This window comes from Streptomyces sp. NBC_00988 (genome assembly GCF_045162645.1).
In the GTDB taxonomy this organism is placed as follows: Bacteria; Actinomycetota; Actinomycetes; order Streptomycetales; family Streptomycetaceae; genus Streptomyces.
In genome coordinates this window covers 2,065,453-2,080,494 of sequence record NZ_CP108730.1, presented here as the reverse complement: position 1 = coordinate 2,080,494, position 15,042 = coordinate 2,065,453, and the positions used below count along the sequence as shown (strand labels likewise).

Below are 15,042 nucleotides of genomic sequence, written 5' to 3'. Positions count from 1 at the left end.
GTCACGAACCTCCCGTGGTGCGCGGAGCGGAGGTGGAGGCCGGCAGGTTCTCGTTGTAGCGCGTGTCCACGAAGTCGGCGAAGTCCACCTTCCGCGGTATCAGCTTGAGTTGGGTGAAGGTGTCGGCGATCTGCTGCTCGGACGCGATGAGCGGCTTGTCGACCGCGACCGACACACGGGTGGAGTTGGTCCGCTTCACCGACGCCAGCGCCACCTCGTACGGCAGCCCGGTGTCCTTCGACCACACCTTGGCCCACGCCTCCTGATGCGTGAACACCCAGGTCTGGGCGCGGCGCAGCCGGTCGAGGTAGTCCTTGACGGCGGCGGACTTCTTCTTGTCCGCCAGCGCGCCGGGCGCCGCCACCTGGAAGCTGAGCCCATTGGTCACGCCCTCACCGGTGGTGAGGACACGGCCCTGCTTGGCCTGGAGGATCTGCGAGGTGTACGGGTCCCACACCGCCCACGCGTCGACCTTGCCGGAGGTGAACGCGGCCAGTGCGTCGGCCGGTTGTAGGTACTTCACCTTGACGTCGCCGATGCTGAGCCCGGCCGCCTTGAGCGAGGCGACCAGCTGGAAGTGCGCGGACGAACCCTGCGCCACGGCGATGGACTTGCCCTTGAGCTGCTGCGGTTCGCTGAGCTTGGAGTCCTTCGGGACGAGGATGGCGTCGCCCTCGGACGTGCCGTGCCAGGCGGCCACCACCTTGATCTTCGAGTCGGCACCCGCCGCGAACACCGGCGGGGTGTTGCCGACGCCGCCGATGTCGACGGCCTTGGCGTTGACGGCCTCCAGAAGGGGCGGACCGGAGGTGAACGTGGACCACTTGATCTTGTAGTCCAGGTTCTTGAGTTCACCGGCGGCCCGCAGCACCGCCTCCGAACCGCCTTTCTGGTCACCGACGTTGAGCGTGAGGGAGCCCTTGCCGTCGGTGCCGGTCGAGGTCTCGGCGGCCGAGTTTCCGCCGCAGGCGGTGAGCAGGAGGGCGAGGGGGAGCAGCAGGGCGGCGGGGACGAGGCTTCGTCGCATGGGGGTTCCGTTCTCGGTAACTGGGGTGGTGCGTGGGGGAGTTCAGGCGGCTTCGGCGGCGGTGTCGACGCCGAGGCGTTCCAGGAGTCCGGCGCGCAGTTCGGCGAACCGGGGGTCGGTGATGTCGCGCGGCCGGTCCAGGTCGATGCGCTGCTCGTGCGCGATGACGCCCTCGTCCATCACCAGGACCCGGTCCGCTAGCAGCACGGCCTCCTCGACGTCATGCGTCACCAACAGGACGGCACAGCCCCGCCGTTGCCACAGCTCGCCCACCAACCGCTGGGCCTTGATCCGGGTCAGCGCGTCGAGTGCCCCGAACGGCTCGTCGAGCAGCAGCAGATCGGGCTCGCGCACCAGCGCACGGGCCAGCGAGGCCCGCTGCGCCTCACCACCGGACAGCGTCTTGGGCCACGCGTCGGAGTGATCCCCGAGCCCGACCTCCGCCAACGCCCTTTCCGCTACGGCCCGTTCGGGCCTGCCGGGCAGTCCGAGCAGGACGTTGCGCCACACCTTCTTCCACGGCATCAGGCGAGGCGCCTGGAACGCGACGGCCTTGCGGCGCGGGACGAGGACCGTGCCCTCGATGTCCCGGTCGAGCCCGGCGAGGATGCGCAGCAACGTCGACTTGCCGCAGCCGCTGCGGCCGATCAGCGCCACGAACTCGCCCTGCCGCACGTCGAGTTGGAGCTTGTCGATGACGGCGCGGCCGCCGAAGGAACGGGTCAGCCCCTCGACGCGTACCGCCTGCGCGGTCACCGGTGACTGGGTCGCCGATCGGGTGGTCACCGGCCCGTGAACGTCGGTCGCCATTGCAGCAACAGCCTTTCGAGGGTGCGGACGAGGAAGTCGGCCAGCAGGCCGAGGAAGGCGTAGACGATCAGACAGACCACGATCACGTCGGTCTGCAGGAAGTCCCGTGCCTGCACCATGAGGAAGCCGATGCCGGCGTCCGCGTTGATCTGCTCGGCGAAGACGAGGGCCAGCCAGGCGATGCCGAGGGAGTAGCGCAGCCCGGTCATCGCGTTGGGCAGCGCCCCCGGCAGCACCACATGCCGGACGAGCCCCCAGCGGGACAGCCCGAGCGACTCCCCGGCCTCGATCAACTGGCTGTCCACGCCCCGGATTCCGGCGTAGACGTTGAGATAGAGCGGGAAGGTCACGCCGAGCGTGATGATGGCGACCTTGGGAGCCTCGCCGATGCCGAACCAGATGATGAACAGCGGGATCAGTCCGACGAAGGGCACGGTCCGCAGCATCTGCACGGGGGCGTCGACCAGGTCCTCGCCGACCCTGAACAGACCGGAGACCAGGGCGAGTCCGGTGCCGATGACGGTACCGAGGAGCAGCCCGATGGCGACCCGCTGGAGCGAGGTGGCCATGGCCGAGGTCAGTGAACCGCTGTCGATCAGGTCCCAGCCGACATGGGCGATGCGTCCGGGGGAGGCGAGCACGTCGGAGGTCAACACGCCTGTGCTGCTCAGGAGTTGCCACAGCGCGAGCAGGACGAGCGGGCCGGTGGTGCGGCGCAGCCAGCGGGGTACGCGGGTGCGGCGCGAGGAGGTGGGGACGAGGGGGACGAGTTCGAGGGGAGCGGAATCGCCGGACTCGGCCTTCGATGTTGACATAGGGGAAATGTCGGGCCCGGATGAACCAGGCGGTGCATGGCTGATGCTCATGGGTGCTCCACGGGTGGGGGAGAGCGTCCGGTGAGGAAGGGGGTACGCCTCAACGCCGCCGTGTCACGACGGTGTGCGCGGGCACGGCGGAGTGCGGGAAAGAGAGGGGTGAGGCGGAAGGAGACGTCAGCAGCCGCGGCAACACGCGGCGGAGGCCACCCGCAGCAGGTCGATGTGACCGCGCGTGGTGAGCAGAACTGAACGCAACATGCGGCCGAAAATAGGTCAGATGGCGTGCCACGGTCAACGGTGTCTCGCGGACTGGACCCCTCGTATCACGGGCCGGGCGATGGATCGAGCGTGGAGCCCAACAGAAGGGAATCGGGTGAGGAGTCCGACAGATGGGTCAGGATGGGAGGCATGTCAGCTGCCTTCACCACCCGAGTCCTGAACGTCGCCACCGGTTCCAGGGAGCGGGTCATGGACCTGACCCGCGACTGCGAGGCCTTCCTCCGGGAGGTGGCGGCCGGCCGCGACGGCCTCCTCAACATCTTCGTCCCCCACGCCACCGCGGGCGTCGCGATCCTGGAGACGGGCGCCGGCAGCGACGACGACCTCCTCGCCGCCCTGCACACCCTCCTCCCCGCCGACGACCGCTGGCAGCACCGCCACGGCAGCCCCGGGCACGGCCGCGACCACGTCCTCCCGGCGTTCGTACCGCCGCATGCGACGTTGCCGGTGGTGGGCGGGCGGCTGGAGTTGGGGACGTGGCAGTCGGTGTGTCTGGTCGACACGAACGGCGATAATCCGGACAGGTTGGTTCGGTTGTCGTTCCTCGGCTGAGGGCCTTGGTGTGACGACCGTAGATGTGATGCCCGGCCGCTCCGAACGGGGTGTATCTGTGGCCGGTTGTGGCAGCGGGGATTCTCCTCGGGAGGATCGTTCTCGAAGGGCAGGGAGGCCTTGAGTGGCCGGGCTGTCCGAAGGGCCGCGAACGACGTCGGTGAGTGCGGTCGTGGGTGGGCTATCGAAACGACAGCAGGTTCTTGGTCTGCTGGTGGTCCATGCTCAACACCTCGTTGAACTGCGGAAACAGTAGATTCTGAGGTCCGAGGGGCGGAGTTGGCCCGTGTATGGTCCGGATCTGGGGCTATGGGGGTGTCCCAGGGGTTCGCCAGACTGGTGCGCTCACGACAGTCGTCGCCTGATTGCCCACCTCGCCTGAGTTCTGCAATGAACTATGCCGAACTTGTTGGTGCCGAGTGAGAAGTGCTGGTGTGTTCGACCTCATGCGCCAAGTGTGGACAGTGGCGCTGACATGTTCTCGGTTTCCATGCCTCGGAGACATGAGGGCGGAGCATCCGCTCGCGCATGACGACGGCGCGCACAGGAAGGTCCGTGAGCGCCGCCGTCGTACGCGGTATACGGCGGTGTGTCAGCCGACCGTCAGCTTGTTCTTCCAGCCCGTGCCGTCGCCGTTGCCGATGATCTCCGTGCCGGAACCGCTCAGGGCTGTGCGGCTGCCGGTGTAGAAGCGAACCGTGCCGTCCACTCTGAGTGTCCAGATGTCGGGGATGTCGTCCCCGTTGGCGTCCGGGGTTCCGAAGAGCAACCGGATGCTGGAGCCGGCCCAGCCCGAGGCCCCGTACTCCGTGTCCGCGCCGCCGGAGGAAGCGGCCGCCGAGGCCAGTGAGTCGATGTCGGCCCCACCGGTCGCGGTGTCCTTGATGCCCTTGCGTAGCAACAGCCGTCCGCTGGCGTCCGAGCGGTAGACGAAGTCGGTGACTCCGTCGCCGGAGACGTCTTGGACGGTGACGAGGTCACGGTTGGTCCAGGCCGATGCGGACAATTGCCGGGCCTCGTCGACGGTCGCACCGTTGTACCCGATCAGTGCCCACAACGCGTCGCCGACCGTGAGAAAGAAGTCGGGCTTGCCATCGCCCGTCGCATCGCCGGCCGAGACGATCTGGGTGATCGTCGAAGGGGCCGGCGCACCGGCCGGCAGCAGGATCTCGTGCCGTTTGTTGATGTCGACCGCGCCGTAGCCGTCGCCCGGGTACACCCACAGCTTGCCATCGCGCACTGCGATCAGGTCCTGCAGACCGTCGCCGCCGTAGACGTCGCCGAGGTGGGTGAGGAGGGTGTTCTTCCAATAGCCGGACGGCGGGCGGGAGTACAGCGGGAGGTCGTCGCCGTTCGGGTCCTTGTCGCTGTTCTCCTGGTAGGCGCCGGACATGGAGTAGCCGAAGGCGCCGGTCCCCTTGGTGGCGTCGGTGGTGCCCTTGACCGGGTACATCCGCAGGTTGCCGTTGGCGTCCACCACCATCAGGTCGGGGAAGCCGTCTCCAGTGAAGTCGCCCGGCACGTCCGCGGTGTCCCGCGGAGTGACGTAGAAGAAGTACTTCCGTGGGTCCGATACGTTCCCGGCGTCGTCTACCGCGCGTACGTAGAGCACGTTCGGGCCGGCAAGCGGCGGCCTGGCGTTGGAACCGGAGAAGGTGGTGATCGTAGAGGCGGGGGCGCCGTTCGTGCGGGATGCGGAGCCGGTGTACGAGGCGGAGTTGAAGCCGTACTCGTACTTGACCACGTCGGTCTGCGACGCCTTGAAGGTGAACGAGCCCGCCGTACCGAACTTGACGGTGCTCCAGGTCGAGTCTTCGTCGGAATTCCCGAAGCCGTCGTCCTGCGCGTCGGCGTCGGGGAACGTCGTGGAGGCCACCACGGGCGGGGTGGGTCGGGAGCTGTCGAACACGAACCGGCATGGTGTCTTCGACGGCGCGTAGGCGGAGGTGGTCCCGCGCTTGTCCACCGCCTTGACCCGCCACGAGTACTTGACGCCGTTCTTCAGCCCGCCGGTGGAGAACGGGTCTGTGTGCACGCGTGCCGAGTCGGTCTGGCTTCCCACGGTGACCTTGGCCTTGCCGCCAAGCAGGTTTCCGCTGCCGCCGGTCGGCCACAGTTCGAAGCGCAGCGAGTCCAGGTTGGCGTCCTTGTCGCTGCTGTTCGCCCAGAAAGTGATCGAGTCGGCGCCGACGTTGATGTAGGGCGAGGTGGTGTCGCAGCTCAGGTCGGGATCGAGGCCCAGGTGCGAGGGGGTGGTCGGGGGACGGTTGTAGACCAGTTCGACGTAGGGGTCGTTGCCGCCGTCGGCCTGGAACTTCTTCCACGCGTACGCCGAGTCCTCATCCCCGGCTCGGAAGCCGAGCGTGAGGGTGTCCCAGCCGTTGGAGACGGCCTTCTGGGCGGCCGACTTGACGTCGAACGCCTCGTAGTCGTCGGGGCAGCCCGAAGAGCGGTAGCCGTGTGCGAAGCTCCTGCTCGCGAGCTTGTTGCCCGCCGTCATCTTCGGTGCGTTGCGCCAGGTCGTCTTGTTGGTGATCGCCCCAGTCAGGTACACGTTCATGGTGCGGGCGCTGCACGACCACGAGTAGGTCTCCAGAGCGTGCAGTTTGGCGCTGATCACGGTCGCGCCCTTGAGGTCCGGGTTCCAGTCGATGCTGAAGAAGGACCGTGAGGTGCCCCAGGTGTCCGACTCGAAGCCCACCCGGGCCTCATGGGTGCCCTTGTTGAAGTTGCGCCCGTTGTAGAAGTTCGCGTTGGGGTGGCGGCTGTACGCGGTGGTCCAGTCGTTGGTGTGCTTGCTGACCGAGGGGTCGATGAAGACGGGGTAGACCGTGTCCGAGTCGGTGAGGAACTCCTGGTCCGGTGTCAGGGACCAGGTCGAGCCGTCGAGGTCGGCCGTCATCAGGGTGCCCCGGGAGTCGGGCTGCGGACCCGCGAGCGAGGGCAGGTCGAGGGTGGCGGCGACCCCGGTGTGGGTGGGGTCAGCGGATGGCTCCGGCGGCACGGATGGCGCGGCGCTCTCGCTCTCCCCGGCCGAAGGGGCCGGTGCCTCGTCCGTCGCGTCGGGCAGCGCCTCGTTGTCCACGTCGCCGTTGTCACCGTCGTTGACGGTGTCGCTCGGCTCGGGGGACGCAGGGGTGGGCGACACCGAGTCGTCGGCCGGAGCGGTGGAGTCTCCGGACAGGCTCTCCGCAGCCGTCGGCGAGGCGGTGGTACCGGCCTGACCATCCGTCAGGGCGGGAGTGCCCGAGCTGTCCCACATCAGTGGGGTGGGGGAGATCGCCGCTTCCTCGCCGTCGGCGTCACGGCCGCTCACGATGCCGGTGGTGGGGTCCAGGCTGAAACTCAGGTCGGGAGAGGTCAACCCATAGGTCAGGCGGGCCACCCGGGCATCGGTGGCCGCCTGCCGGTTCTTGACCACCACCAGCTGGGCGAAGCCACCGTCGTCCGCCGTGAGCACCAGGTCTGCGCCGGGGATGATTTCGGGGTACAGTGCGCGCGAACCGTCGATCACCGGTGCGGGGATGGCGCCGGGCCAGGTCAGCTGGATGGTGTGCCCATTGGCGGTGAGGGTGACCAGCGTGCTGCCAGTCGTTGTGTCCGCGGCGAGCAGCGACACCCTGCGCACCCCGGCTCCCCGGTCGGCGCGAGCGGAGGCCGAGCGGGCCCCCGCGGAGAACGTCAGTCCCACGTTGGTCGCCTTCGGAGACCAGCCGTGCCGGGTGCGGACGAGCGTGGTGTCGATTGGCTGCCAGCGGCCGTCGGCTTTGGCGCGTATCGGCGTGGCGTGTACGCGGCGCTGCAGCAGCCCATCGGGACGTGACCAGGTCGTCTCGTACGCCGTGCGCAGCGCGGTGACCTCGACGGGCCTGCCGGACTTGGCCGCCCTTGAGGCGGCCTCCGCCTCGGTCACCGGTGCGGCCGGACGAGTCGACCGGGTGTCGGCACCCGGTCGGTCCCCACCGGTGCCGGTCAGTCCGGCGTACGTCAGGCCGCCGGCCGTGATGAGGGCCACGACGGCCGCCACGGCGGCCCGACGGGCGCGCAGGCGCCGCCACTTGCTCGTCATGGGCGTGTTCTTCCTTCCCCCCTGGGACAACGGTTGCAGATCATGACCCACGCGAACGCGCACGTCACGCCTGCGATGTGGCCGGACGGCGGCATCGGCACCCAGGGGCGACCGTAGCGACCTGATTGGTGTTTCTTTGACCGTTACATGACGTGATCATTGCCACACGTGCACAGGGTTCACTGGATTTCCTCATGGCGTCCACACAGAATCTGGTCGATCTTGAAGTGGCTCCACCTGTGGTCCGCCCAGGCGCCGCTCCACCTTGTTTCGGGTCGACCGGGGGATTTCGCCGTGCCCTTCTTCCTGTCCGCGCACCGTCGCAGACGTTCCGCCACCGTGCTCGCACCGGTGGCCGTGGCGCTGGCGCTCGCACTGCTGCCCACCCAGGCCTTTGCCTCGCCGCCGGACCCCACCACTGCGGAGGCCCCCCGCGAGGACGTCGACCTGCTGAAACTCACCGAGGACGCGGCGGTGGCCGGCACGACCCGGGACGCCGGGCTCGACAGCATCCGCACGGACCAGCCCACCGACCAGACCGAGGCGCCGGCCGGCACCACCACCCCGGCCCCAGCCGGTACCGCGCCGGTAGCCTTCGACGGCACCACCATCCAGCAGACCGCCCTGCGCACGGGCACCGCGGCTCTTTCCACGGTCACGCAGACCGACTACAAGCCCGCCGGTGCGTTGCCGGTCAAGCTGGGCCAGGCCCCCGACGCCCCAGCGCCCACCGGCACTTGGCAGGTCGGCGTTTTCGCCAGCACGGCCACCGAGTCCCAGGGTGTCGACGGCACGCTCGTCAAGGTGACGGCCCCCGCGACGGGTTCGGTGCCGATCTCGGTCCAGCTGAGCTACAAGACGTACGAGAACCTCTATGGCGCCGACTGGGCCTCCCGCCTGGAGTTTGTCCAGTTCCCCGAGTGCTACCTGACCACCCCCGACGTAGAGGAGTGTCGGCAGTACACGGAACTCGACACGGTCAACGACCCCCACACAAGGACGGTGACCGCCACCGTCGACACCGCCGCCGATGGCACGGTCAGCCAGGCCGCGGCCGTACCGTCCTCCGGGTCGGGCTCCGGCGTCATGCGGGCCACCTACGTCTCACCGGCCGCCGCGAGCGGCGACAGTGCCGTCGTCGGCGCCGTGGACTCCGGGTCCGGTCCGGCCGGCACGTTCAAAGCCACGCCCTTGGCGAGTGATGGCAAGTGGGCCTCCGGCGACTCCTCCGGCGCGTTCACCTGGTCCTACCCGCTCCAGGTGCCGCCCGCGCCCGCCGGCCCGCGCCCGGAGATCTCCTTCGACTACAACTCGCAAGCGGTGGACGGGAAAACGGCCACGTCCTCGCCGCAGGCGTCCTGGGTCGGCGAGGGCTGGAACTACGACCCCGGGCACATCGAGCGCCGCTACCGTACCTGCAAGGACGACCGCGAGGACATCACCGCAGGCGCGCCCAACAACAAGGACAAGAAGTACAAGACGTCAGACCTGTGCTGGGTGTCGTTCAACGCCGTGCTGTCACTGGGCGGTAGGAACACCGAGCTGGTGCGGGTCGGCGAGAGCGACGTCTACCGGCTGCGCAGCGACGACGGGACCCGGGTCGAGCTGAGGACGGGTGGCGACAACGGCGACGACAACGGCGAGTACTGGGTCGTCACCACCACCGACGGTACCCAGTACTACTACGGGCTGAACAAAGTCGGCGGTTCGCACGCCGACACCGACTCCGTCTTCACTGTTCCCGTCTTCGGCAACCACCCGGGCGAGCCCTGCCACAAGGACCCCTTCGCGGACTCGCGCTGCACCGCGAACGATGGCACCAAGCGGCAGCAGGGCTGGCACTGGGGCCTGGACAAGGTTGTCGACGTGCACGGCAACACCATGGTCGTCACCTGGAGCAAGTCGACCAACTACTACGCTGTGAACAAGAAGTTCAAGTCGCCGGAGAAGTACGTCCGCGGCGGCTACCCGGACACCATCGAATACGGGCTGCGCCCCGACAACCTCACCAACCCAGCCGCGAAGGTCGTCTTCGGCGCGGCACAACGATGCGTGGAGAGCGACGGGTCCTGCGCCGCCGACAAGTTCGACGACACCAAGAATCCCGCCTCCTACCGCCCTTGGTGGGACAGCCCGGGCAACCTCAACTGCAAGTCCGACTCCAAACTGTGCCCGGCGTTCCCGTCGTTCTGGATCCGGACGCGACTGGGAAGCGTGACCACTTACGCTGCCCGACCCGGTGGCAGCGGCCTCGCACGCGTGGACACGTACACCCTGAACCATTCGTTCCCGCGCGACTGGTACAACACCTCGCCCGGTCTGTGGCTGGACTCCATCACGCGCACCGGCTACGGACCTGGTGACAGCACCGGAACCATGCTGACCAAGTCGGGCGTCAGTTTCGGTCCGTATCAGGTCAGCGCGGACGACCCGCTGGGCAGCTATCTGAAGGACCAGCAGCTGCCCAACCTCGTTCCCCGCTACAAGGGCGACCCGCGCCCCGGATTCACCCGCCCCCGCATCGGCACGGTGTCCACCGAGAACGGCGGCGACGTCGAAGTCGTCTACCGCGGCGGCTGCCGCAGCGAACCGTCCGTCGATCAGGACGACAACCACGGCACCTGTTACCCCGTGCGCTGGTCACCGGACGCGGAGCAGGCCAAGCCCGCGCTCGCCTGGTTCAACAAGTACGTCGTCGACTCGGTCACCGAGATCGACAAAATCTCCGGTGTGTCGGACCGCGTGACGACCAAGTACACGTACAGCGACGCGGCTTGGGGCGAGGACGACGACGAACTCACCAAACCGTCCCTGCGCACCTACAGCGTCTGGCGCGGGTACCAGAAGGTCGCCACGGTCCGCGGTGCCAAGAACGGCGGTACCACGGTTGGCGTCCCGCAGACCCAGTCGTACGCCGTCACGCGTTACTTCCGTGGCGCGGGCGGCGCGGTCAAGGACTCCACCCAGGCGGTCACCCTGGCGGCCGACGATGCCCCGCAGTACGCGGGTATGGCGGCCGAGACGCTCACGTACGACGGCACCGGAGGCCGACTCCTCAAGCGCACCCTGAACTACCCCTGGTCGCACCAGACCGCGTCCCGCGCTCGGGACGGCGGCCTCGACCCGCTCCTCGCCCACCAGGTCGGCGTCCGCCGTACAGACGCTGTCCAGACGGTGGACTCCAGCTGGCAGGCAGTGCGCACCGAGACCGAGTTCGAACCCGACCACGGGCTGGCCACACAGGTGCAGACTGCCGTCGTCAAACCCGATGGCAGCGCCGAAAGACTCAGCGACTACACCTGTTCCCGCACCCAGTACGCCAACAACGAGACAGCCAACCTCATCGGCCTGCCCAAGCAGGTGCGGATGACGGCGACCTCGTGCGCCGGCTACGACAACGCCGACCCGGCGACGGAACTCAAGAACGCGACCCGTACCAGCTACGACGACGGCGCTTGGGGCGCCACACCCACCAAGGGCCTGCCCACCAGTACCGCGACCTCCGACGGAACCGGCGTCGGCTACTCGGTGGTGACCGGCCGGTCCTACGACCCGCTGGGCCGACTGCGCAAGGTCACCGACGCGCTCAAGGGCGTCACGGAGACCCAATACACACCGAGCGACACCGGCGGACCCGTCACAGCGATCAAGACGATCAACCCCAAGGGGCACACCAGCACCACCACCTACGACCCGGGGCGCGGCCTGGCTCTCGCCGTCACCGACACCAACGACCGCGTCTCGCGTAGCGAGTACGACGCCCTGGGCCGCCTGGTCAAGGGCTGGTCGGCGTCCCGCTCCTCCGGCACCCAGTCCCCGGACGTGATCATCGGCTATCAGATGGCCGCCGTCACTTCCACCGCGACCAAGCCCAGCGCGGTCACCGTGCAGACCATCAAGGACGACGGCACCTACGCCAAGCAAGTCACCCTGTACGACGGCCTGGGGCGCCAATTCCAGGTACAGAGCGAGGCGCATGGTCCCGGCCGCGTCATCGTCGACACTCGCTTCGACGACCACGGTCTCGTCCGCGACCAGACCGGCGATTACCTGGCCAAGGGCGAGCCGGAGGCAACCCAGTTCAAGCCCCGCAGCCTCAGCCTGGTCCCGAGTATGACCCGGACCATGTACGACGGCCTGGAGCGCCCGGTGAAGACGACCGCGCTGGACAGCGGCACGGCGGTCTACTCCGACTCCACCAGCTACGGCGACAACTGGACGCTCAGCAAGCCGGCCGGTGGCGCGACTCCGGCGACCAAGGTCATCACCGACGCCCTGGGCCGGGCCAGCCGCGTCCAGCACTACACCAACAAGGACCTCACCGACTGGCGCAGCACCTGGTACACCTACGACGCCCGGGGAAACCGCAACACGGTCAAGGACCACCAGGGCAACGAGTGGCTCTACACCTACGACGCCCGCGGCCTGCTCATCGCCTCCACCGATCCCGACCTCGGGACCTCGTCCTTCGTGTACGACGACCTCGACCGGCAGACGAAGGGCACGGACGCCGCCATGAAGGCGACGTACACGTCCTACGACTCGATCGGCCGCGTCACCTACGTCCGGGAGGGCTCGCCCACCGCCGCACCGGTCAAGGAGTTCACCTACGATCCGGTCGGCGCGGTCGGCAAGGCCGCCGGGTCCGTCCGACACGACGCGACCGGCGACTACAGCGACCGGATCACCGGGTACGACAGCGAGTACCGGCCGACCGGGCGCGAGATCGTCATCCCCACGCACACCAACACCGCGGGCCTCGCTGGCGCGTACAAGTACGAGTACACCTACTCACCCACAGGCAAGCCGCTGGCCGTGACGCTGCCGGCCGCAGGCGGGCTCGCCAAGGAGAAGGTCGTCACACGGTACGACAGCGACGGCCTCGCCCAGTCCACCTCGGGCCTGACCTGGTACACCTCCGACGTCACCTACTCGCCTTACGGGGAGCCCCTGCGTACGGTCAGCGGCGCGCAGCCGTACCGGGTGTGGACAACGAACTTCATCGACGAACACACCGGCCGAGTCCAGCGCACTGTGTGGGACCGGGAGACCGATGCATCCCACCGAATCGCGGACTCCTACTACTCCTATGACCGCGCGGGCAACGTCACCTCCAGCGCCCGCAAACTGACCACCGGGTCGGCGAACACCTGGGACTCCCAGTGCTTCACCTACGACTACCTGGGGGAGATGGTCCATGCCTGGACGTCATCCCTGACGGTCGGCACGGGTGGCACCGGTTGCAAGTCCGTATCCGGAACCGCATGGGGTTACCGGCAGGACGGCCAGTCCTCGGCTGGTCCCATCGCCGAGGCGCCGGACTCCGCCACCGACGCCACCACGCCCGACAGCGACATGGCGGCCTCTCTGAACGCCGCCGCGCCCGCCGCGAACACGGTGACCACCGACGCCGGCGCGTACTGGCAGTCCTTCACCTTCGACGCGATAGGCAACCGGGCGAGCCTCACCGAGCATGATCCCGCCGACTCGGCGAAGGACATCAAGAGCGCCTACTCTTACGGCGCCCAGCCGCACACCCTGAACAAGGTCACGCCCTCGACGGGCACTGGTGCGAGCTACACGTACACTGCCGTCGGCAATGCCGAGACCCGGGTGCTGCCCGGTGGCACGCAGAACTTGGTCTGGAACGCCGAGGACAAGGTCACCGAGGCCAAGGGTTTCGGTGACGGCGCCGGAGCAGTGGTCGGTTTGTCCGGCAAGTGTCTCGACGACGCAGGTGGTTCCACGGCCGACGGCAACCCCCTGCAGCTCTACCGTTGCAACAACTCCCGTGCCCAGCAGTGGAAGCCGAACGCCGACACCCTGCGGATCATGGGCAAGTGCGCGAGCGCCGACGGCACCGCGAACGGCACCAAGGTGCTGCTGGCCACCTGCGACGGAAGCGGCGCGCAGAAGTTCACCTTCCGCACCTCGGACAAGAGCCTGTACCACCCGGCGTCCGGCAAGTGTGTCGACGTACCGAACGCCAACGACACGGACAGCACCGATCTGCAGCTGTACACCTGCAACAGCACCAGCGGTCAGCAGTGGGCCGCTGCCGATCGCACTGCGTACGTTTATGACGCCGTGGGCAACCGTCTGTTGGAACACACGGCCGCGGGCAGCATCCTGTATCTGGGCGAGACTGAGGTCAGCGCGGACATCAAGGGCAACATCGCCGGGGCCTCACGCAGTTACACCCAGTCGGGCGCACCCACCGTGGTCCGTTCCAACAAGTACGGCAGCACGACCAGCCACAGGCTGAGCATCCTGCTCACCGACCAACTCGGCACGGCCACCACCGCGGTGGACGAAACCAGCGGACAGCCCGTCACCCGCCGCTTCTCCAAGCCCTTCGGCGAGACGCGCGGCAGCCAGCCGTCCAGCTGGCCGAACCGGCACTCCTACCTGCGCACCGGAATAGACGACACGGCCACTGGCCTGACCCACCTCGGCGCCCGTGAGTACGACCAGTCCACCGGCCGCTTCCTCTCCGCCGACCCGGTCATCGACCCGTCCGACCCGCTGCAGATCAACGGCTATTCCTACGCGGACAACAACCCGGTCACCAAGAGCGACCCGGACGGCCTGCAGGCCGTCGAGTGCTGGGAGGGCACGGCCGTCTGTCGCGGCGGAGTACCGATTGCGGCGAAGCCCCCGGCCGAGGTCAAGCCGGCCCACGCGCTCACCGAGCGCACGGTCAGCGGCCGTCAGGTCATCTACGACGAGCGCGGCGTCCCGCACACGGTGGGTGCCCAGTCGAAGATTGCCTCGGAGAAGGTCGCGTTCGACTACATGAACCAGGACCTGCGCTTCGGCGGCAAGTACTACGACGGTTCCAAGAACGGCAGCGGCACCCGGTATCTGTGGCAGGACGACAACGGCGTGCTGCCCAAGAAGGGGCTGCTGCACGGCCCCAACGGTGACCATGTCGCGGCCGGGGCCACGGCGGACTTCATCAAGGTCACCTGGAAGAACGGCAAGATCGTGAGCGTCCAGACCTGGGACGCAAACGAGAGCGGCGCCAAGGCGTTCAACGTTGACAATACCGCCAAGACAATCTCCAACAAGATGGACGCAAATGCCAAGGGGCAGACCCAGAACGTCGTCTACGTTGCCCAGGGCCAGGCCGAGGCAGAGGCGATCCGGGACAGGTTCATCGGCAACAAACACGTTCGTGTGATCTGGCCGGACGGCTACTTCGACACGCACCGTGTACAGCCGTTGGTCCGCAAGTCCGGCGGCGGGACCATCCAGATCACTCCCGGTGAGGTTTCCGGGAAGGCGCCCAGCGTGCCGGATGCGCCGTCCACGTCCAAGTCGGGCGGGGGAAGCCGGCTGGGTAAGCTCATGAACGGTCTCGGAGCCTTCGGTGATGTGTACATGGTCTGGGACGCGACGCGATCGTGGCAGCGGGGCTGTGACGGCTGGCTCGTGTCCTGCGACCCGCCGCCGATGACTTAAGTGTGAAGACGAGACCGAGAAAA

The 15,042-nt window shown here is 68.0% G+C and carries 7 protein-coding genes; 2 read left to right on the top strand and 5 right to left on the bottom strand.

Going from position 1 to position 15,042, the window contains the following annotated elements; translation table 11 throughout:
* Position 1 precedes the first annotated feature (1 nt).
* From OG496_RS09525 to OG496_RS09510, 4 genes are all read right to left on the bottom strand, one after another.
* Entirely contained in the window at positions 2 to 1,027 is a 1,026-nt protein-coding gene (locus OG496_RS09525; RefSeq protein ID WP_405970420.1) for an ABC transporter substrate-binding protein, read from the bottom strand.
* A gap of 42 nt (positions 1,028 to 1,069) precedes the next feature.
* Positions 1,070 to 1,837 (bottom strand): ABC transporter ATP-binding protein, encoded by a 768-nt coding sequence (locus OG496_RS09520; RefSeq protein ID WP_405970419.1) that lies wholly within the window; start codon positions 1,835 to 1,837, stop codon positions 1,070 to 1,072.
* Positions 1,810 to 2,703 (bottom strand): ABC transporter permease, encoded by an 894-nt coding sequence (locus OG496_RS09515; protein WP_405970418.1) that lies wholly within the window; start codon positions 2,701 to 2,703, stop codon positions 1,810 to 1,812. Before OG496_RS09515 ends, OG496_RS09520 begins: the two co-directional genes overlap by 28 nt.
* A gap of 126 nt (positions 2,704 to 2,829) precedes the next feature.
* Positions 2,830 to 2,913: a putative leader peptide gene (locus tag OG496_RS09510; RefSeq protein ID WP_315986669.1), complete on the bottom strand. Its 84-nt coding sequence runs from the start codon at positions 2,911 to 2,913 to the stop codon at positions 2,830 to 2,832.
* Between the two features lie 150 nt (positions 2,914 to 3,063).
* Between OG496_RS09510 and OG496_RS09505 the strand changes: the two genes are divergently transcribed.
* Positions 3,064 to 3,486, top strand: a complete 423-nt coding sequence (locus OG496_RS09505) for a secondary thiamine-phosphate synthase enzyme YjbQ (protein ID WP_405970417.1) — start codon at positions 3,064 to 3,066, stop codon at positions 3,484 to 3,486.
* Between the two features lie 592 nt (positions 3,487 to 4,078).
* Here the strand turns inward: OG496_RS09505 and OG496_RS09500 are convergent.
* Complete coding sequence (locus OG496_RS09500) at positions 4,079 to 7,555, bottom strand: DNRLRE domain-containing protein (protein WP_405970416.1); 3,477 nt, start codon at positions 7,553 to 7,555, stop codon at positions 4,079 to 4,081.
* A 294-nt stretch (positions 7,556 to 7,849) separates the two neighbouring features.
* Between OG496_RS09500 and OG496_RS09495 the strand changes: the two genes are divergently transcribed.
* Positions 7,850 to 15,019, top strand: a complete 7,170-nt coding sequence (locus OG496_RS09495) for a ricin-type beta-trefoil lectin domain protein (RefSeq protein WP_405970415.1) — start codon at positions 7,850 to 7,852, stop codon at positions 15,017 to 15,019.
* Positions 15,020 to 15,042 lie beyond the last annotated feature (23 nt).